Source organism: Sulfitobacter sp. SH22, from assembly GCF_965641905.1.
Taxonomy (GTDB): Bacteria; Pseudomonadota; Alphaproteobacteria; order Rhodobacterales; family Rhodobacteraceae; genus Sulfitobacter.
This window is the reverse complement of record NZ_OZ282573.1, coordinates 3,221,558-3,239,924: the sequence shown is the minus strand read 5'-3', so window position 1 is coordinate 3,239,924 and position 18,367 is coordinate 3,221,558. Positions and strand designations below refer to the sequence as shown.

Here is an 18,367-nt window from a genome sequence, read left to right as displayed (position 1 = left end):
TCCCTGACGCACGCACATATTTAGACATATGGATTTTGACACAGATATCGCGATCGTCGGCGGTGGGCTGAACGGCCCCGCCTTGGGTTTGGCACTGGCCCGGATCGGGCTGCGGGTAACCATCATTGACCGGCTGGAAAGCGACGTGCGCAGCGACGCCGGTTTCGACGGGCGGTCCTATGCCTTGGCGCTGACCTCGACGCGGTTGCTGGACGGTATCGGCGTGTGGGACGCCGTGGCAGAAAATGCCCAGCCGATGCTCGAGATCAAGGTAACAGACGGGCGTGCCGGCGAAGGGCCTTCGCCGTTTTTCATGCATTTCGACCACGCCGAGATCGAGGAAGGCCCGATGGGCCACATGGTCGAAGACCGGCACCTCCGGGTCGCATTGATGGACGCAACGAAAGCCGTAGATGGCATCACCCTGCTGAACGGCGAAGACGTTGTCGCCCAAGACGTGGATGCATCCGGTGTCACCCTGACATTGGCAAGCGGCAAGACCGTGCGGGCAAAGCTGCTGGTTGGCGCGGACGGGCGCGGTTCGGGCACGGCCATGCGCGCAGGGATCAAACGCATCGGCTGGGGGTACGCGCAAACGGCACTGGTCTGTGCGATTTCGCATGAAAAGCCCCACAACGGGGTCGCGCACCAGTTCTTTATGCCGCCCGGCCCGCTTGCGATATTGCCCCTGACCGAAAACCGGTCCTCCATCGTCTGGAGCGAAACCGCCGAAAATGCCGCACGGATCAACGCGCTGCCGGACGCGGCATATCTGGATGTTTTGCGGCCCCGCTTTGGCGATTTTCTGGGTGAAATATCACTGGCAGGGGCGCGGTTCACCTACCCGCTAAGCCTGTCACTGGCCCATTCGATGGTGGCGGACCGCGTGGCCTTGCTGGGCGATGCCGCGCATGGGGTTCACCCGATTGCGGGCCAGGGGCTGAATGCGGGGATGCGCGACGTTGCCGCCTTGGCCGAGGTCATCGCAGATGCCATGCGCCGCGGTCAGGACGTCGGCAGCGTTACGGTTCTGGATCAATACCAGATCTGGCGGCGCTTTGATAACACCACATTGGCACTGGCGACCGACAGTGTTAACCGGCTGTTTTCAAATGATAACCCGTTGCTGCGCATCGCACGTGATGTGGGCATGGCCGCTATTAATGCCCTGCCCGGCGCGCGCCGCGGGTTTATCCGCGAAGCGGCCGGTTTGACGGGTGATCTGCCACGGCTCATGCAGGGTGAACCGCTGTAAGCGGTCAGTCCAGAACCCGCGCTTCGTCAACCAGCATCACGGGAATACCGTTGCGGATCGGATAGGCAAGACCCGCCGCTTTGGACACCAGCTCTTGTTTCTCGGCATCATAGCTGAGGGTTGTCCGCGTGCGCGGGCAAATCAACGCCTCAAGCATCCGGCGGTCGAACTGGATTTCTTCACTGCTCAATTCATCATCTCCCCTTCATGTCCACCGCGCAGGGTGTATTCAATCAATGTCAGCAACGTTTCGCGGCGCGTCGACAGCGACGGAGCTTCGAGCAGTGCCTGCTTGTCCTCGGACTCGAGGTCCAGCATCATCGACAGCGAATTGATCAGTAATTCGTCATCGGCCTCTTGCAACGTATCCCAGTCCGCCGACAGATTGCGCGCGTCGAAATACCGGCCAAGCGTATCGAGAAACTTTTCGCGGTCGAAATCGCAGTCTTCCTCGTCTTTGCCCAGATCACGCTCGAACCCGTCCCAGTTCACTTCGCAGCGCCGATAGGGTGTGAAGCCTTCGACTTCCTTGACCACACGAAACCGCGACACGCCACCCAATGTGATCATGTACCGGCCGTCTTCGGTTTCAGAGAACTGGGTAATTCGCCCTGCACACCCGATCGTTTGCAAACCCGGCCCTTCACGGCCGGGCACAACATTGGGCTGAACCATGCCGATCAGACGTCCGGACGTCTTTAGACTATCCTCGATCATCTGAAGATAACGGGGTTCAAAGATGTGCAATGGCAGCCGCGAACGGGGCAGCAACAAAGCCCCCCCAAGCGGGAAAATTGCGATCGTGTCTGGTAGCTCTGATTGCTTTATCATGAGGGTCTATCTAGTGCGCGAAACACCTTAAGCAAATATCATCGAGCTAAGTTTCCGGCGCCCGTTCAGCGCAATCGGATCATTGGCCTTTAGTGCATCGAATATGGTGAAAAGCTGTGTCTTGGCAGCCCCGTCATTCCATTCTCGGTCCTTGCCAAACAAGGTCAGCAATTGGTCAACCGCACCTTGAATGTCACCATGGGCATAAAGCGCCTTGGCCAGATCAAGCCGCGCCTGCAGGTCATCGGGGTTGGCATCCACGGCCGCTTGCAGTTCGGCCACCGGACCGGCATCGGCAGCCTGACGGGCCAGTTCCAGCTGCGCATGGGCCGCTTCAAGCTCGGGTGATTTCGAGATCTCGATCGGGGCACCGTTTAGATGGGCCTCGGCCTCGTCCAGCAGGTCCAGCGCGATGTAGGCGCGCACCATGCCACCATAGGCACCGGCGTGGTTCGGGTCTTCGCCCAGAATGGCGGCAAAAGTGTCGGCGGCATCCTGTGCCGCCCCTTCGGCCAGCATATCTTCGGCGGCGGCAACCGCCTCGTTCAACGCCTCGCCGGGGGCCTCACCACCGGCTGCCTTGATCACACGGTCGATAAACGCCTTGATCTCGGATTGCGGCTGCGCGCCCTGAAAGCCGTCAACCGGCTGGCCTTTGAAAAACGCATAGACAGTCGGCAGGGACTGGATCTGCATCTGACCGACGATCTGTTGCGCCTCGTCTGCGTTGATCTTGACCATCTTGACCGCGCCCTTGGCGGCGCGCACGGCGTCTTCCAGCATAGGGCCCAAAGTCTTGCAGGGTCCACACCACGGTGCCCAGAAATCAACGATAACCGGAACGTCTTGCGATGCCTCGACCACATCGGCCATGAACGTCGCCTCGGTCGTGTCCTTGATCAGGTTGGTGTCTGGTGCGGGCGAAAGGTTCAAATCCATCATTTCAATATCCTCACTTGGGGTTGCCCTCTATATGTGGGCTGGCCCCGTTAATTCAAAGGTCGAATGTCGCAAAGACCGGCACGTGATCGCTTGGCTTTTCCCAACCGCGTACATCGCGCAGGATTTTGCTGGAATGCGCTGCGTTCGAAATATCCGGCGTTGCCCACACATGGTCAAGCCGGCGGCCCTTGTCGGCGGCATCCCAATCCTTGGCACGGTACGACCACCAACTGTACAAATTCCCCTCGGGGATGTCCTGACGTGTGATGTCGACAAAACCGCCTGCGTCCTGGGTTTCGGCCAGCTTTTCAACCTCGATCGGGGTGTGGCTGACAACCTTGAGAAGCTGTTTATGCCCCCATACGTCATCTTCGCGCGGGGCGATGTTCAGATCACCCACAAGGATGGATTTCTGGGGCTTCTCGCTGTGGAACCAGTCACGCATACCGGCAAGGTAATCCAGCTTCTGGCCGAATTTCTCGTTCACTTCACGGTCTGCCACATCGCCACCTGCGGGCACATAGAAGTTCTGGATGGTCACACCGTTTTCAAGTCTCGCCGCGACATGACGCGCATGGCCCAGCGTGGCAAAATCCTGATCGCCCGCATCCTCAAGCGGCAGACGCGACAGGATCGCAACGCCGTTGTACCCTTTTTGGCCGCGCGCAACCATGTGCGTGTATCCGGCGGCGTGAAATGCCTCGGTCGGGATTTTATCAACCGGGCTTTTGCATTCCTGCAAACACAGAACGTCAGGCCCGTGCTCTTGTAGCAGCTTCAGCACAAGCGGTTCGCGCAAACGAACCGAGTTGATGTTCCAAGTCGCAAGCGTAAATGGCATGGATAATCCCCCAAATCTGATCCTGCGCAACCTAACCTGAAAGGCGTTGTGGCTACCATGACGAATTGGGCGCATCGGCGGACAAAAAAAGGCCGGGCGCAATGGCCCGGCCAAGTCCAACAGGGAGGAATGTATCATAACCCGGATACATGCGTCGGGGTTCAAACCGATTGGCGGGTCATGAAAACCCCGCCGCTCGGGAATATAACAGGTCAGTATTAATTAAGTTCCAACGTTAGGAACTTAATCTGTAACCACCTGATTCAGTTACCAAAATCCGTGCATTCGACGGATCGGGCTCGATCTTTTGGCGCAGACGGTAAATGTGGGTTTCCAGCGTGTGGGTGGTTACGCCTGCGTTATAGCCCCAAACCTCGTGCAACAAAGTATCCCGCGGGACGACCCCTGCCGCAGAACGGTACAGGAATTTCAGGATGTTGGTTTCTTTCTCGGTCAGGCGGATTTTCTTGTCGTCTTCGCTTACCAGCAATTTCGCTGACGGCTTGAAGGTATAGGGCCCAAGCTGGAAAATCGCCTCTTCGGATTGCTCGTGTTGCCGCAGTTGGGCACGGATACGCGCCAGCAAAACCGGGAATTTGAACGGTTTGGTGACATAGTCATTGGCACCGGCATCCAGCCCCATAATGGTATCGGCATCACTGTCATGACCCGTCAACATCAGGATCGGGCTTTTCACGCCTAGAGTCCGCAATTCACGGCACAGGTCACGCCCGTCGATATCGGGCAGCCCCACATCAAGGATCACCAGATCGTACAGCGCCTCGGCTGCACGGGTTTTTGCGTCTGCGCCATTGGCGGCTTCGAAAACGTCGAAATCTTCGGTCAGCAATAATTGCTCGCTCAGCGCATCGCGCAGGTCGTCGTCGTCATCCACAAGCAGGATTTTCTTCAACTGGGCCATATTACTCATCCTTTACAACTCCCACTAAAGGTGTGTTCACAAACCCGTGCGGACAAGGGGGCCAGAGCTTTATTCACAGGACCGTGCGCAAAACACAGCAAATGTTTCATTTCCAGCCCAACTCACCTAAGTATTCTGTCACAACAGACCTGAAAGATTACAAAAGATGGCATTTGGCCCCGACATTACCGAACAACTGGCCCGGGCCCGCGCAGATTTGCGCATGGGTGTGCCGGTCGTTTTCCTGGGCGATGCCCCCGTATTGGTCATTGCCGCCGAGACGTTGAGCGCCCAGCGTCTGACCGACCTGCTGGCGCTTGGCGGTGATCCCGTTCTGGCAATCACAGCGCGGCGGGCCGAAACCCTCAAGGCACCGGCCTATGACGGGGCCCTTGCCCGTGTTGTGCTGCCCCAAGACGCGACGCCAAGATGGGTGCAAGCCATCGCAGACCCCGCAGACGATCTGCGCAGCCCGATGAAAGGGCCGCTGAAATGCGCCCGCGGCGGGGATGCTTCGGCCCATGGGGCCGCGTTGCAACTGGTGAAATCTGCGCGGCTTTTGCCCGCCGCGATTGTCCTTGATCTGCCCGAAGCCGCCGGTTTTGCCGCAACCCACGGCCTGACCACCCTTGATTTGGCGGCAGCCCTGCCCGCCCTTGCCAGCCGCAGCCCGCTGCACCCCGTTGTCAACGCACGTCTCCCGATGGAGGTATCAGAGGCGGGTCGGCTGCATATTTTCCGGCCCGATGATGGCGGCGAAGAACATTATGCCATCGAAATCGGTCGTCCCGACCGCAGCAAACCTGTGTTGGCAAGATTGCATTCCGCCTGCTTTACCGGCGACCTGATGGGCAGCCTGAAATGCGACTGCGGGCCACAGTTGCACGCCGCACTTGCCCAGATGGGGGCCGAGGGGAACGGCGTCTTGCTGTATCTGAATCAAGAAGGGCGCGGCATTGGTCTGGCCAACAAGATGCGCGCCTATTCCCTTCAGGATCAAGGGTTTGACACGGTCGAAGCCAACCACCGCTTGGGGTTCGAGGATGACGAGCGTGATTTTCGCCTTGGGTCTGACATCCTGAAATCAATGGGATTTTCAGCCGTGCGCCTGCTAACCAACAACCCCCGCAAAGTCGAGATGATGGAGGCAAGCGGCATCAAAGTCACCGAAAGGGTCCCCCTTAAAGTCGGTGAAAACCGTCACAACACCGCATATCTTGCGACCAAGGCCGCCAAATCGGGGCATTTGCTGTGACCCCTGACGATATGGTTCTGACGCCAATGGGGTTGCGGTTTCAGGGCCTTACCTATCCCTGCACCATCGGCAAAACCGGCATCACGTCGCGCAAACGCGAAGGCGACGGGGCCACGCCAAGGGGCATTCACCGGATTGTCGGTATGCTGTACCGCCCCGACCGTATTGCGCGGCCTGCGCAGTGGGCAAAACCGATTGGCCCGCTGGATCTGTGGTCAGATGATCCTCGCGATCAAGACTACAACATGATGGTCCGTGCGCCCTACCCGCACAGCCATGAACGCTTGCGCCGCGCTGATCCGCTGTACGACCTGATCTTGCTGACCGATTGGAACTGGCCCTATGCGGTCAAGGGGCGGGGTTCGGCGATTTTCATGCACCAATATCGCCGGCCCGGTTATCCGACTGAAGGGTGCATTGCCCTTTCACGGGCGCATCTGCATCACATTGCACCCAAGATCAAACACCGAACCCGCCTGATTGTTGCGTAAGCTGGGTGCCAACCCACCGCCCCGCTAGGCAGGAACGCGCTCCCCGAAGATCGCTGATCCCACGCGGATATGGGTCGCACCCAAGGCGATGGCCTTTTCGAAATCACTGCTCATGCCCATCGACAGGCCATCCAACCCGTTGCGCGTTGCGATCTTGGCCAGCAGCGCGAAATGCAGCGCGGCTTCCTCGTCTACGGGGGGGATACACATCAAACCACGCACCGGCAGGTCAAGACCCTGACATTCCTTGATAAATGCGTCTGCATCGGCGGGCATCACACCTGCTTTCTGGTCTTCTTCACCTGTGTTGACCTGAATGAACATGTCGGGACAGTGGCCCATCTCTTGCGCCAGCCGGGCAAAGGTTGTGGCCAGTTTCGGACGGTCCAAGGTGTGAATAACGTCGAACAGCTCCATCGCGGCGCGGGCTTTGTTTGACTGAAGCGGCCCGATCAGATGCAGCTCGATCCCGCTATAGGATTTTTTGAAGTCGGGCCATTTGCCTTCGGCTTCCTGAACGCGGTTTTCACCGAAACAACGGTGGCCTTCGTCCAGCACCGCCTGCACCCGCGCATTGGGCTGCACCTTGCTGACAGCGATCAGTTTGACGCTGCCCGGTGCACGGCCTGCGTTTTCTTCGGCTTTTGCGATGCGGATTTTGATGTCGTGCAAGCTCATGATACGCCCCCTGTTTCCGGTGGCACAGAACTACAGCTTGGCACAAAAGAAAAGGGGCAGACCAATGGCCTGCCCCTCTTTTAGATGGTTGCGTTCAACTTAGAAGTTGAAGCGAACACCAACGTCGGCACGTGTGATGCCTGTGAACTGACGTGCAACACCACCACGGATGGAAGTACCGCCACCCAGGTCGTGGTGAACACCGATACCGTACGAGTCACCATTGTACTCGGTACCTGCAACGTAGACTGTGCCGTCGTCGCCGCGCAGAGCTGTCGCGCCGGAACGGTCAGCATAGTAAGCTTGGACTTTTGTAGCCGCGCCAACATCAAACGAAGCAGCCAAAGTGACTTGGTCGCCGTTTGTGCCGTTGTCAGCATATGCCAATGTTACGTTTGCCATGCCAACGTTGCCGCCAACGGATGCTGCGAACTTTGTGTCGCCCAGGTCGCTGGAGTCTTGGCCACCGATAGCGAATGTGAAGCCGGAGAACGTGTACGCGATGTGCGCAGCAACACGGTCACGCTGAATGGCTGTTGCGCCAACAACTGCGTTACCAGCAACTGTGTTGTTGTTGTACGTTGTGCCACCATCGGAAGCCGACAGGTGCATGGACAGGTCGCCCATTTTGTACGTTACTTCAACACCGTTCTGCTGGGATGCACCGGCACCACCGGAAGAGTACGCATCGCCATTGAAGTTATATGCGGTGTAGTCGTAACCCAGACCGGTCAGGCCCAGATCGATTGGGTACATGCCAGGCATGAATTCCAGAGCGCCGTAGATGTTGCCAACGCCAACTTCAAGACCACCGGATTTCGCGAAGAAGCGAACGCCGTTCAGGCCAGTGCCGGAGCCGCCATTATCCTGGTTGATGCGGGTCATCGCACCGAAGGAAACACCCATGTCGGATTCTGCTGTTGCAGTGATCTGCAGGCGGAAGCGCGATGTGATGTTGGAGGACGAAACGTCATCTGCTGTGTCGAAGATGTTGTCCGCACCAGCGGTGGAGTTGTACAGAACACCAAAGCGGCCGTAGCCACCAAATGTTACGTCTGCTGCTGCTACGCCTGCGGTTGCGACCAGGGCTGTTGTAGCGAAGAGAACTTTTTTCATGAGTTATCCCATCGGTTTGAATTCACATGCCCTGACCGGGGAATCCGGAAAGGGTATGAAGGTCTTTTGTTCTTTTGCCCCAGTTTTGGCAAGGATCGCGAAACGGTTTGCCTCAATGTTGAAAACTCTGATGCAGCTTTGCCACAGTCCGACTTGAGGGGCAGCAGCAGCAGGCGGGCCGTCGCACAGGTAAAACATCTATTAAAGAGCGCTATACTATGTGCGATCCGACATTGCGCTTGCCGATAGTACCCTGCTTGTTTAGACCAGTGTCCAAATAGGCAAAGGACGGCTGGAATGGCGCACGCTTCGGTATTTAAATCCACAATGGCCCTTATGGCCGCTGCATCGCTAAGCGCATGTGGTGCGTTTAACCTAGGTGCGCCTGTTGGTCCCTCTGCTGCAGAAGCCGCCGGCCCGAACGTGCCAAGCAGCATCGAGACGAACCAGGAGAACACGATCTGGTCGATTTTCAACCGCAAGAACACAGACACAAGCGTATCCGTTAACAAGTATCTGTGGTCTGCGTCGCTCGAGGTTCTCAACTTTTTGCCGATCCAGTCGATCGACCCTTACACCGGGGTTATCGTGACCGGATACGGCACACCGCCCGGCAGCGGCCAGTCCTACCGCGCCACCGTTCTGATCGACGATCCGGCGCTGGATGCGCGGTCATTGAACATTTCGCTGCAAACCCGTGGCGGGCGCGCGGTCAACAAAGCGACGTCGCGTGCCGTAGAAGATGCGATTCTTAGCCGTGCGCGCGAAATGCGGATTGCCGACAATAAATTCTAAGCCCGCTTCTACCCCATTCTCCATTCCAACGCCGGGCCACGCGCTAGTCGCTCGCCCGGCGTTTTTCGTTTGATAAGGTCAGCCAAGATGTCCCGTTACACCCCCGCCGAAATCGAAGCCCGCTGGCAAGCCGCCTGGGAAAAAGACGATGTTTTCAAGGCTGTCCGCTCTGCCGACAAGCCGAAATACTATGTCCTCGAGATGTTCCCCTATCCGTCGGGCCGTATCCACATGGGCCACGTGCGCAACTATACGATGGGTGACGTGATCGCGCGCTACAAGATCGCGACCGGCCATAACGTGCTGCATCCGATGGGCTGGGACGCCTTCGGGATGCCCGCCGAAAACGCGGCAATGGCCATCGGCGGCCACCCCAAAGACTGGACCTATGGCAATATCGCAGACATGCGCGGCCAGATGAAACCGCTGGGCCTGTCCATTGACTGGTCCCGCGAATTCGCCACATGCGATCCGGAATATTATGGCCAGCAACAGGCGTTGTTCCTTGATTTCCTTGAGGAAGGTTTGGTTTACCGCAAGAATGCCGTGGTGAACTGGGACCCGGTCGACATGACCGTTCTGGCCAATGAACAGGTCGAGGCCGGGCGCGGCTGGCGGTCGGGCGCGCTGGTTGAACGGCGCGAGCTGACGCAGTGGTTCTTTAAGATCTCCGACCACTCCGAAGAATTGCTCAACGCGCTCGACACGCTTGATAACTGGCCCGCCAAGGTCAAACTGATGCAGGCCAACTGGATCGGCAAATCGCGCGGTCTGCAATTCGCGTTCTCGACCATCGACGCGCCGGACGGTTTTGACCGGATCGAGGTATATACCACCCGCCCCGATACGTTGCTTGGTGCCAGCTTTGTCGGTATTTCGCCCGACCACCCGCTGGCCAAAACCCTCGAGAAGGACAACCCTGAACTCGCCGCATTCTGCACGGAATGCCGCAAGGGGGGCACGACCGAAGAAGCCATCGAAACCGCTGAAAAGCTGGGGATGGATACCGGCCTGCGCGTGCGTCACCCGTTTGATACGTCGTGGGAACTGCCTGTCTACATCGCCAACTTTATCCTGATGGATTATGGCACGGGTGCGATCTTTGGCTGCCCCGCACATGACCAGCGCGACTTTGAATTCGCGACAAAATACAGCCTGCCGATCATTTCGACCTTCCTTCCGGCCGAAGATGCCGATCCAAAGATCACCGAAGCCTTTGTTCCGGCCAAATCCGAACGGGTTTACTACAATGGCGGCTTTGCCGGCGAGAAATGGCAAACCGGCGACGAGGCCATCGCAACAGCGATTGAAGCCTGCGAAGCCCAAGGCGTCGGCCAGGGCGTGACCAAATACCGCCTGCGCGACTGGGGCCTGTCCCGCCAGCGCTATTGGGGCTGCCCTATCCCCGTGGTGCATTGCGACGCTTGCGGTGTGGTCCCTGAAAAGAAAGAGAACCTGCCGATCGAACTGCCCTATGACGTCAGCTTTGACGTGCCGGGCAATCCTTTGGACCGCCACCCGACATGGCGCGACTGTGCCTGCCCGTCCTGTGGTGCGCCTGCCAAGCGTGAAACCGACACAATGGACACATTCGTTGATTCGTCCTGGTACTTTGCCCGCTTTACCGCGCCCCACGCCGATACACCGACTGTCATGGAAGACGCCGAATACTGGATGAACGTCGATCAGTATATCGGTGGCATTGAACACGCGATTCTTCACCTGCTGTATTCGCGGTTCTTTGCCCGCGCGATGCAGATCACCGGCCATTTGCCGGAAAAAGCGATCGAACCTTTTGACGCGTTGTTCACCCAAGGCATGGTGACCCACGAGATTTACCAGACCACGGGCGAAAACGACCGCCCTGTCTATCACCTGCCCGAGGACGTCACCGACGGTAAACTTGCCGATGGCACACCAGTGGAGATCATCCCCTCGGCCAAAATGTCGAAGTCGAAAAAGAACGTCGTCGATCCGCTGGGAATCATCGCGAGCTATGGCGCAGATACCGCGCGCTGGTTTGTCTTGTCCGATTCCCCCCCCGAACGGGATGTGGAATGGACAGCGTCAGGTGCCGAAGCCGCCTATAAACACCTTGGCCGCGTCTGGAATATTTCGAACCGGATCACCGAGATGGCGAATGATGCCAATGGCGAAGGCGACGACGATCTGCTGCGCGCCATGCATAAAACCATTCATGATGTGACCATGGGCGTCGAATCCTTCGGCTTTAACGCAGCCATTGCCAAGCTCTATGCCTTTACCGCGACACTGCACAAATCCAAGGCCGGACGTGCCGCACAGCGCGAGGCGATCATGACCCTTGCACAGCTTATGGCCCCGATGACCCCGCACCTGTCGGAAGAAATCTGGTCCGCACAGGGCGGCACGGGCCTGATCACCACGGCACCTTGGCCCAAGGCATCAGAGGCGATGCTGGTTGATGACACCGTGACCTTGCCGATCCAGATCAACGGCAAACGGCGCGCAGAAATTCAGGTGCCCGCCGATATGTCGAAAGAAGAGGTTGAAAAGATCGCGCTCAGCCACGAAGCTGTTATTCGCACCCTTGATGGTGCCACGCCCAAAAAGGTGATCGTAGTGCCCGGACGGATCGTCAATGTCGTTGCCTAGCCGCCGCCTTATGCTGGCGCTGCCTTTGCTGGCGCTGGCCGCCTGCGGGTTTCAGCCGGTTTACGGCCCCGGCGGCACGGGGACAGCCTTGAAAAACAGTGTTGCAGTGGACGCGCCAGACGACGCGTTCAGCTATACGCTGGTCCGCGAGATCGAAACCCGTCTGGGCCGTCCGGCAGCTGCCAAATACGGATTGGCCCTTGCCGTGACCACCAGCCAAGAAGGTCTGGCGATTGATAGCGCCGATAACACCAGACGCTATAATCTGATTGGCAAAGCCGATTTTGCGCTGCGTGACCTTGGCACCGGGCAAATCGTCTCATCGGGTGATGTCGAAAACTTTACCGGCTATTCCGCGACCGGGTCTACCGTTGCGACCCTCGCCGCTGAACGCGATGCCCAAGTGCGCCTGATGACGATGCTGGCCGATCAGATCGTGACCCGGCTTTATGCGGCTGACCTGACACAATGAAACTGCCGCCACGCGACGCAACTGCCTATTTCAAAAAGCCTGACCCGAACAAAACAGGGCTGCTAATCTATGGCAGCGATGCGATGCGCGTTGCCTTGAAACGGCAGGAATTTCTAAAGGCGTTGCTAGGCGCCAATGCCGAAGAAGAAATGCGGCTGACCCGCATTCAGGCCGCCGACCTGCGCCGCGACCCGCCAATGCTGCTGGATGCGTTAAAAGCGGTTGGTTTCTTTCCCGGCCCTCGCGCCGCCTTTGTCGAAGATGCCAACGACAACATCGCCAAGATACTGATCGACGCGCTTGCCGATTGGCAGCCCGGTGATGCACAGATCGTGGTGACGGCTGGTGACCTCAAGAAAACGTCAAAGGTGCTCAAGGCATTCGAGGCGCATAAAACCGCCTTTGCCACGCCGATTTATGACACTCCGCCCGACCGCGCCGAGATAGAGCGTATCCTGTCCGAGGCAAAGCTAAGCCCCGAACCCGATGCCATGGGGTCGCTCAGCGAGCTTGCCCGCGTGCTGGACCCCGGCGATTTCCGCCAGATGGTCGAAAAAATCACGCTTTACAAGATCGGTGACAATGGTCCCCTGACCGCCTTGGACGTTGGCAATTGCGCGCCCACCTCTACCGAGGCCGAAGTCGACGATATCCTGCATGTCGTGGCCGAAGCCCGTGCCGGCGATATCGGGCCGGTGATGGCCAAGCTGCAAGCGCAAGGCGTGAACGCCGTGACCTTGATCATCATGGCCACCCGCCACTTTCGCACCTTGTACCGCATCGCCAGCAACCCCGGCGGCCAGATCTGGGGTGTGCGCGACCGTGACCGCGCCATGCGGCAGGCCAAAAACTGGGGTGCCACCAAGCTGGAAACCGCTTTGACGGTGCTGACAGATACCGACCTTACGCTGCGATCGGCGGGGCAACATGCGCCCACGATGGCGTTGGTCGAACGGGCGTTCATCCGGCTGGCAATGTTGGGCGCACAACGCTAACCTTGGTTGAAATATCAAGGGAAGAGCGAAATGTACAAAGTCATCGGAGCCACAAAATCACGCGCCTTGCGCGTCATGTGGATGCTGGAAGAACTGGGCCAGCCATACGAGCATGTCCCGTGTGGGCCGGCGTCAGACGAGGCCAAGAAATACAATCCGTCAGGAAAAATCCCTGCATTGGTCGATGGCGATGAGGTTTTGACCGATTCTGTGGCGATCATGCAGTATCTGGCCGACAAACACGGCATGCTGACCGCCCCGGCCGGCACCCCCGCCCGCGCACGTCAGGATGCCATGACCTTTTGGCTGATCGACGAAATGGACGCGATCCTGTGGGCCGCGGCCAAACACAGCTTTGTCTTTCCCGAAGAACAGCGCGTTCCCGAGATCAAGCCAAGCCTGAAGGCAGAGTTCGCCCGTTCGGCCAAGATTCTGTCAGATCGTTTGGAAGGGCCGTTTTTGATGGGGGATGAGATAACCGTGCCTGATCTGCTGGCCACCCATTGCATCAACTGGTCCATCGGCGCGGGGTTCGACCGTGTGGATGACAAGCTGGGCGACTGGGCCAAATCCATGCGCGACCGCCCCGCGTTCAAAGCGGCCGCAACCAAAGAAGGCTAGGCCTTTTGCGCCCAAGCGGCGGCATGTTGCCCCGCCCATCGGCCTGTCGCAAGGCAGGCCGAAATCAGATAGCCGCCTGTGGGGGCCTCCCAATCCAGCATCTCGCCCGCGACAAAAACACCGGGACGGTTGCGCAACATCAACGCGTCATCCACGGCGTCGAACTTTACCCCGCCAGCCGTCGAAATTGCCTGATCCATCGGGCGCAAACCCGCGTGTTTGATCGGCAGCGCCTTAAGCAGTTTCGCCAGCGCCTTGGTGTCTTGCGGCAAGGGCCGCGCCATTTCCTGCAAAACAGCGATTTTTACCGGATCAAGCTTGAGCGCCTTGCGCATGAAATTGGCCATGCTCATCTTGCCGCGCGGCTGATCCAGCTTTTTCGTCAAAGCCTCGACCGTTTGATCCGGCAGCAGGTCCAACATCAGCGGATGCCCTTCGCGCACCCCGCGCGAGATGGTGTAAATGCCACCGCCCTCAAACCCTTGACGCGAAATCAGTGCCTCGCCCCGCGAACGATACGTGCCGGACTTGAGCGCGATACCTTTCAGCGCCGTGCCGAAATGCGCCTCCATATGCGAGGACCAATCCACCGCGATGCCCACGTTTGCGGGCGCGAATGGCGTGAACGGCGTGTCGCTTGCCATCACTTTGGCCCAATCCCCGGTTGACCCAAGCCGCGCCCAGCTTGCCCCGCCCATCGCCAAAACGGTCACATCCGGCTGCAAAACCTGCCGGCCATCGGGTGTCTCGAAAACCAGCCCGTCTGCGTCCCAGCCGGTCCAATCCCAGCGTGTGTTGATCCGGACACCGGCCTCGGTCAACCGGACCAGCCAGGCCCGCAACAGGGGCGACGCCTTCATCACTGTCGGAAAAACCCGGCCTGTCGACCCGGTAAAAAGCTCTTGCCCCAACCCTGTGGCCCATTCCTGAACCGCAGCGCTGTCAAATGCAGATATGATCGGCGCAAGCACGCCCTTGGCGTCGGTGAAGGCGTTCAAAAAGGCATCATCCGGTTCAACTTTGGTCAGGTTCAACCCCGACTTGCCCGCCATCAGGAATTTGCGCCCGACCGACGGTTTATGGTCGCAGACCGTCACCGACAGACCGGCTGCCGCCAGCATTTCAGCCGCCATCAGCCCCGCCGGACCTGCGCCAATTACGACCGCCTGTTTTTCTGTCACTGCCAAAGAGGTCATGGGGATGCCTTTGCTGAAAATACGAAACTAAGGGCCTGACTTAACTTGACCGAAAGGCAATTGCACGATGATGATGGCAATTGACCCAAAACAGGCAGGCACACCCATATGCGGCTTTACATTCTTTTGACCACATTAACCGCAGTTAGCGCCTGTGGCGTGCCGTTTGTGCCCTTTATCTAAGGGGCGCATCTGATGCACCGGACTGTGGTGTGCACATGGCTTTAATTCCGACCGCGATTTCAGGCGTGGCGGCGACGGTATCTGCGGCGATGTGACGGGCTGTCTCCAGCAGGGTATCCGGTTCGACGATCCTGTCGATCAGACCGAACAACAGGGCCTCATCCGCCGTGATCTTTTGCCCGCCCATCAAGATCAGCTTGGTCCGCGCGGGGCCGATCAATGCCGACATCCGTGCGGGGTCACTGGGTTGCGGCAAGAACCCCAGCTTCATCACCGGATAGAAAAACTTGGCCGTGGGCACTGCGATGCGCAGATCACTGGCCAGCGCCATGCCCATCGCACCGCCCGCCAATGTGCCGTTCATCGCGCAGATGCTAAGACCCGGCAACGCTGCAATGGCCCCCGACAGCCGTTCCCAGATATCCGAAGTCGCAAGACCTGCGCGGGCTTCGTCCAGATCGGCCCCCGCGCTGAATACCTTGCCTTGGCCGGTCAGGATGACAGCGCGGGCGGCTTGCGCGTCCTCCATGAACTCGGCCAAAGACACCAGCATTTCATGGGTAAGCGAATTGGCCTTTTCAGGCCGGTTCAGGGTCGCGGTCCAGATGTCGCCGTCGCGGGAAAAATCAATCATATCAGGCCAACCTCTTTGCGGATGCTTTCGTCACGCAGCGATATTTCCTCGCCGCAAAAGCGGTCTGCCGCTGGGCTACACATCCACAGCAGGGCGCGGGCTGGCCAGTCGGCGGGAATGTGGTCTTCCCACGCCAGTTCGCTGACAGGGTTGATGCCGCTTGCCTTGATCTCGCGTTGCATTTGGGTGGCAACGGTGCCGGGTGACAAACCGATGGCGCGGATGCCGTTGGCGGCTTCCTCAAGGTGGACAGACCGGCCGATCATGTTCACCGCCGCCTTGGACGCACAATAGGCGCTCCATGCCTCGATCGCGTGATGCGCAGCACCGGAACTGACCGTCAGAATGGTGCCGGTACCGGCATGTTTCATCACGGGCAATGCCGCCCGCATGCCGTTGTAAACACCTTTGAGGTTAATATCGATCGCCAGCCCCCAAGCATCGGGGTCAGAGGTGGCCAGATGCGAAATCGGGTCGATCACACCGGCATTGTTGATCAGCACATCCAGACTGCCAAACGCCTGCACCGTCGTTTCAACTGCCGACGACATTTCCCCAAAGCGGGCCACGTTGCAGGGGATCGCGATGGCCTTATGCCCGATCTCGCCCGCCAGATCGGCGATGGCGTCTTGGGATCGGGCCAGCAGCACCACATTCGCCCCCGCTTTGGCGAAAAGACGTGCCGTTTCGGCACCGATACCGCGGCTTGCGCCGGTGATCATGACGGTTTTGCCTGCCATTTCCATATCGTTCATCCCATCTTTCATCGTTATCAGGCTTGGAAATCCGCCAAACCATGTAATTAACCGTGTAATCAGAAGATACTTAGCATCTACATAACCCGATGCCAGCCAAAAGCCCAATCTTGGACGAAGGGCGCTTTGCCTTGTAAGATGATCCATACCAATTATCTGTTAGGCACAAATGACCCCGTGCCGCAGCCGCCCGACAAAGGAACTTTCACGATGACCCGATTTCAAACATTGCTTGGCTGTTCAGCCTTTGCCCTTTTGTCGACAGCACATTTCGCAACCGCAGATGTGACCCCCAATGATGTCTGGCAGGATTGGCGCGACCACATTCAAAGCATCGGATACAGCCTGACCGCCAAGGAAAGCACCTCGGGCAATACGCTGACCGTCAGCGACCTGCGGCTTGATCTGGCAATGGACCCCGATCAGGGCGACATGTCAGTGACCCTTGGCAGCATCGGTTTTGCCCAGAATGACGACGGCAGCGTAACCGTGCTGTTTCCCCCGGTCATGCCGGTATCAGTCAGCGTCAGCCCCGCCACAGGACAAGGCGAACCGGTCACTATGACCCTGACCATCAACCAGTCCGCCCAGGATATGGTGGTCAGCGGGACCCCGACCAACATGACCAGCAGCTATTCCGCCGGGATGGTGGGACTAACCCTGGATCAATTGACCGTCGGCAGTGAAACTGTTGGCCCCGAGAACGCCAAGATGGCCATTACGATGCAGGATGTTCAAAGCAGAACAGACAGCAAACTGGCCAGCATGCGCGACTATGATCAAACCGCGACAATCGGGTCCGCCACCTATGAGATGCGGTTCAAGGATCCGAACGAACCGGCAATTGCCACGGTACAGGGAACATCGGCCAACCTGGGTTTCAAGGCGAACGGAATTCTGCCGCTTGCACTGGCGCAGGTCAGCGATACGGCCGGGCTGTTGCGTGCCGGTATGGATGTTGCAGGCACCGTGACTGCCGGAAACAGCACAATGACCCTCAACATTGAGGACCCCGTCAGCGGCGATATGGCCATTGCGATGGCCGCTGAAAGCGGCACGCTTGCGGTAGAGACCAGTGCGGATGGCTTCAGCTATGCCGGAACCCGCGAAGGCATGACAGTGTCGGTACAGCCGCCGCAATTCCCGTTCTTGCTGTCCTTTGCCATGGATAACGCCGCCTTTAACCTAAGCGCGCCTGTGATGAGATCGGACGCGCCCCAGAATTTTGCCTTGGGCCTGAACCTGACGGATTTCACGATGTCGGATCTGGTTTGGGGGATGCTGAACCCTCAGGGCACTCTGCCGCGCGATCCGGCCACGGTTGCGCTTGACATGACCGGCACTGCGACGCTGCTGGCAGATTACCTGGATATGCAAAACGCCGATCAGATGTCGGATGCCATGGACGTTCCTGCAAAACCTGAAAGCGTAAAGCTGAATTCGCTGATTGTTGACGCGCTCGGGGCGCGGTTGACCGGCTATGGTGCTGCAACTTTTGACAATTCGGGCACCGATACACAGGATGGCACGCTCAAGCCGACGGGGGCGGTTGATCTGAAACTGGTGGGCGGCAACACCCTGATCAACAGCCTTGTCGAAGCAGGTCTGCTGCCAGATCAGATGGCCATGGGTGCGCGCATGGTGATGGGTATGTTTACGATCCCCGGCGACGGCGAAGATACGCTTGAGACAAAGATCGAATTTACCCGGTCAGGCGCGATTTTGGCCAATGGTCAGCGGATCAAATAAAG

The 18,367-nt window shown here is 58.5% G+C and carries 19 protein-coding genes; 9 read left to right on the top strand and 10 right to left on the bottom strand.

The window, feature by feature from the left end; genetic code table 11:
* Nucleotides 1-28 precede the first annotated feature (28 nt).
* Nucleotides 29-1,255, top strand: a complete 1,227-nt coding sequence (locus ACSQ13_RS17835) for an FAD-dependent monooxygenase (protein WP_176248962.1) — start codon at nucleotides 29-31, stop codon at nucleotides 1,253-1,255.
* 4 nt (nucleotides 1,256-1,259) lie between these two features.
* Here the strand turns inward: ACSQ13_RS17835 and ACSQ13_RS17830 are convergent, their stop codons facing one another.
* From ACSQ13_RS17830 to ACSQ13_RS17810, 5 genes are all read right to left on the bottom strand, one after another.
* Nucleotides 1,260-1,412, bottom strand: coding sequence for a Trm112 family protein (locus ACSQ13_RS17830; protein WP_176249063.1), 153 nt, complete (start codon nucleotides 1,410-1,412; stop codon nucleotides 1,260-1,262).
* 29 nt (nucleotides 1,413-1,441) lie between these two features.
* Nucleotides 1,442-2,086, bottom strand: coding sequence for an LON peptidase substrate-binding domain-containing protein (locus ACSQ13_RS17825; protein ID WP_176248961.1), 645 nt, complete (start codon nucleotides 2,084-2,086; stop codon nucleotides 1,442-1,444).
* Nucleotides 2,087-2,113: 27 nt separating this feature from the next.
* A complete protein-coding gene (locus ACSQ13_RS17820) occupies nucleotides 2,114-3,028 on the bottom strand; it encodes a thioredoxin family protein (RefSeq protein WP_295508250.1) in 915 nt (304 codons plus the stop codon).
* Between the two features lie 52 nt (nucleotides 3,029-3,080).
* The gene (locus ACSQ13_RS17815) at nucleotides 3,081-3,869 is read right to left on the bottom strand and encodes an exodeoxyribonuclease III (protein WP_176248959.1); all 789 of its coding nucleotides are present in this window, start codon (nucleotides 3,867-3,869) and stop codon (nucleotides 3,081-3,083) included.
* Between the two features lie 235 nt (nucleotides 3,870-4,104).
* Nucleotides 4,105-4,791 carry a response regulator transcription factor gene (locus ACSQ13_RS17810; protein WP_295508255.1) on the bottom strand — a complete coding sequence of 229 codons (687 nt, stop codon included), beginning with the start codon at nucleotides 4,789-4,791 and terminating at the stop codon, nucleotides 4,105-4,107.
* A gap of 166 nt (nucleotides 4,792-4,957) precedes the next feature.
* Here ACSQ13_RS17810 and ribA point away from each other — a divergent pair, with 166 nt between their 5' ends.
* Nucleotides 4,958-6,046: a GTP cyclohydrolase II gene (ribA, locus tag ACSQ13_RS17805; RefSeq protein ID WP_295508258.1), complete on the top strand. Its 1,089-nt coding sequence runs from the start codon at nucleotides 4,958-4,960 to the stop codon at nucleotides 6,044-6,046.
* Nucleotides 6,043-6,537: a L,D-transpeptidase family protein gene (locus tag ACSQ13_RS17800; protein WP_176248956.1), complete on the top strand. Its 495-nt coding sequence runs from the start codon at nucleotides 6,043-6,045 to the stop codon at nucleotides 6,535-6,537. Before ribA ends, ACSQ13_RS17800 begins: the two co-directional genes overlap by 4 nt.
* A 24-nt stretch (nucleotides 6,538-6,561) precedes the next feature.
* Here ACSQ13_RS17800 and ACSQ13_RS17795 read toward each other — a convergent pair whose 3' ends face one another.
* Both ACSQ13_RS17795 and ACSQ13_RS17790 read right to left on the bottom strand, forming a co-directional pair.
* Nucleotides 6,562-7,215 (bottom strand): YggS family pyridoxal phosphate-dependent enzyme, encoded by a 654-nt coding sequence (locus ACSQ13_RS17795; protein ID WP_176248955.1) that lies wholly within the window; start codon nucleotides 7,213-7,215, stop codon nucleotides 6,562-6,564.
* A gap of 99 nt (nucleotides 7,216-7,314) precedes the next feature.
* Entirely contained in the window at nucleotides 7,315-8,331 is a 1,017-nt protein-coding gene (locus ACSQ13_RS17790; protein WP_435988130.1) for a porin, read from the bottom strand.
* A 297-nt stretch (nucleotides 8,332-8,628) separates the two neighbouring features.
* On the opposite strand from ACSQ13_RS17790, the gene ACSQ13_RS17785 reads away from it, so the two are divergent.
* The 5 genes from ACSQ13_RS17785 to ACSQ13_RS17765 all read left to right on the top strand — a co-directional run bounded on the left by ACSQ13_RS17785 (nucleotide 8,629) and on the right by ACSQ13_RS17765 (nucleotide 13,848).
* Nucleotides 8,629-9,126, top strand: a complete 498-nt coding sequence (locus ACSQ13_RS17785) for a DUF3576 domain-containing protein (protein ID WP_176248953.1) — start codon at nucleotides 8,629-8,631, stop codon at nucleotides 9,124-9,126.
* 87 nt (nucleotides 9,127-9,213) lie between these two features.
* Complete coding sequence (leuS, locus tag ACSQ13_RS17780; protein ID WP_435988129.1) at nucleotides 9,214-11,760, top strand: leucine--tRNA ligase; 2,547 nt, start codon at nucleotides 9,214-9,216, stop codon at nucleotides 11,758-11,760.
* Nucleotides 11,747-12,232: an LPS assembly lipoprotein LptE gene (lptE, locus tag ACSQ13_RS17775; RefSeq protein ID WP_176248951.1), complete on the top strand. Its 486-nt coding sequence runs from the start codon at nucleotides 11,747-11,749 to the stop codon at nucleotides 12,230-12,232. Before leuS ends, lptE begins: the two co-directional genes overlap by 14 nt.
* Nucleotides 12,229-13,227 carry a DNA polymerase III subunit delta gene (gene holA / locus ACSQ13_RS17770; protein WP_295512139.1) on the top strand — a complete coding sequence of 333 codons (999 nt, stop codon included), beginning with the start codon at nucleotides 12,229-12,231 and terminating at the stop codon, nucleotides 13,225-13,227. The genes lptE and holA overlap by 4 nt, the downstream gene beginning before the upstream one ends.
* 30 nt (nucleotides 13,228-13,257) lie before the next feature.
* Entirely contained in the window at nucleotides 13,258-13,848 is a 591-nt protein-coding gene (locus ACSQ13_RS17765) for a glutathione S-transferase family protein (protein ID WP_176248949.1), read from the top strand.
* Here the strand turns inward: ACSQ13_RS17765 and ACSQ13_RS17760 are convergent.
* The 3 genes from ACSQ13_RS17760 to ACSQ13_RS17750 all read right to left on the bottom strand — a co-directional run bounded on the left by ACSQ13_RS17760 (nucleotide 13,845) and on the right by ACSQ13_RS17750 (nucleotide 16,607).
* Nucleotides 13,845-15,044 (bottom strand): TIGR03862 family flavoprotein, encoded by a 1,200-nt coding sequence (locus tag ACSQ13_RS17760; protein ID WP_176248948.1) that lies wholly within the window; start codon nucleotides 15,042-15,044, stop codon nucleotides 13,845-13,847. The genes ACSQ13_RS17765 and ACSQ13_RS17760 overlap by 4 nt on opposite strands.
* Nucleotides 15,045-15,219: 175 nt before the next feature.
* Nucleotides 15,220-15,861 (bottom strand): enoyl-CoA hydratase/isomerase family protein, encoded by a 642-nt coding sequence (locus ACSQ13_RS17755; protein WP_176248947.1) that lies wholly within the window; start codon nucleotides 15,859-15,861, stop codon nucleotides 15,220-15,222.
* Complete coding sequence (locus ACSQ13_RS17750; RefSeq protein WP_295512146.1) at nucleotides 15,858-16,607, bottom strand: SDR family oxidoreductase; 750 nt, start codon at nucleotides 16,605-16,607, stop codon at nucleotides 15,858-15,860. The genes ACSQ13_RS17755 and ACSQ13_RS17750 overlap by 4 nt, the downstream gene beginning before the upstream one ends.
* 219 nt (nucleotides 16,608-16,826) lie before the next feature.
* Here ACSQ13_RS17750 and ACSQ13_RS17745 point away from each other — a divergent pair, with 219 nt between their 5' ends.
* Nucleotides 16,827-18,365, top strand: a complete 1,539-nt coding sequence (locus ACSQ13_RS17745; RefSeq protein WP_295512136.1) for a DUF2125 domain-containing protein — start codon at nucleotides 16,827-16,829, stop codon at nucleotides 18,363-18,365.
* The last annotated feature ends 2 nt before the right edge of the window (nucleotides 18,366-18,367 follow it).

What these genes read in the sequence shown, in the direction of transcription:
- ACSQ13_RS17755 (WP_176248947.1), bottom strand. Translation starts at nt 15,861, where the DNA reads ATGATTGATTTTTCCCGCGACGGCGACATCTGGACCGCGACCCTGAAC.
- leuS (WP_435988129.1), top strand. Translation starts at nt 9,214, where the DNA reads ATGTCCCGTTACACCCCCGCCGAAATCGAAGCCCGCTGGCAAGCCGCC.
- ACSQ13_RS17795 (WP_176248955.1), bottom strand. Translation starts at nt 7,215, where the DNA reads ATGAGCTTGCACGACATCAAAATCCGCATCGCAAAAGCCGAAGAAAAC.
- ACSQ13_RS17835 (WP_176248962.1), top strand. Translation starts at nt 29, where the DNA reads ATGGATTTTGACACAGATATCGCGATCGTCGGCGGTGGGCTGAACGGC.
- ACSQ13_RS17785 (WP_176248953.1), top strand. Translation starts at nt 8,629, where the DNA reads ATGGCGCACGCTTCGGTATTTAAATCCACAATGGCCCTTATGGCCGCT.
- lptE (WP_176248951.1), top strand. Translation starts at nt 11,747, where the DNA reads ATGTCGTTGCCTAGCCGCCGCCTTATGCTGGCGCTGCCTTTGCTGGCG.
- holA (WP_295512139.1), top strand. Translation starts at nt 12,229, where the DNA reads ATGAAACTGCCGCCACGCGACGCAACTGCCTATTTCAAAAAGCCTGAC.
- ACSQ13_RS17765 (WP_176248949.1), top strand. Translation starts at nt 13,258, where the DNA reads ATGTACAAAGTCATCGGAGCCACAAAATCACGCGCCTTGCGCGTCATG.
- ACSQ13_RS17745 (WP_295512136.1), top strand. Translation starts at nt 16,827, where the DNA reads ATGACCCGATTTCAAACATTGCTTGGCTGTTCAGCCTTTGCCCTTTTG.
- ribA (WP_295508258.1), top strand. Translation starts at nt 4,958, where the DNA reads ATGGCATTTGGCCCCGACATTACCGAACAACTGGCCCGGGCCCGCGCA.
- ACSQ13_RS17815 (WP_176248959.1), bottom strand. Translation starts at nt 3,869, where the DNA reads ATGCCATTTACGCTTGCGACTTGGAACATCAACTCGGTTCGTTTGCGC.
- ACSQ13_RS17750 (WP_295512146.1), bottom strand. Translation starts at nt 16,607, where the DNA reads ATGGAAATGGCAGGCAAAACCGTCATGATCACCGGCGCAAGCCGCGGT.
- ACSQ13_RS17810 (WP_295508255.1), bottom strand. Translation starts at nt 4,791, where the DNA reads ATGGCCCAGTTGAAGAAAATCCTGCTTGTGGATGACGACGACGACCTG.
- ACSQ13_RS17825 (WP_176248961.1), bottom strand. Translation starts at nt 2,086, where the DNA reads ATGATAAAGCAATCAGAGCTACCAGACACGATCGCAATTTTCCCGCTT.
- ACSQ13_RS17820 (WP_295508250.1), bottom strand. Translation starts at nt 3,028, where the DNA reads ATGATGGATTTGAACCTTTCGCCCGCACCAGACACCAACCTGATCAAG.
- ACSQ13_RS17790 (WP_435988130.1), bottom strand. Translation starts at nt 8,331, where the DNA reads ATGAAAAAAGTTCTCTTCGCTACAACAGCCCTGGTCGCAACCGCAGGC.
- ACSQ13_RS17760 (WP_176248948.1), bottom strand. Translation starts at nt 15,044, where the DNA reads ATGACCTCTTTGGCAGTGACAGAAAAACAGGCGGTCGTAATTGGCGCA.
- ACSQ13_RS17830 (WP_176249063.1), bottom strand. Translation starts at nt 1,412, where the DNA reads ATGCTTGAGGCGTTGATTTGCCCGCGCACGCGGACAACCCTCAGCTAT.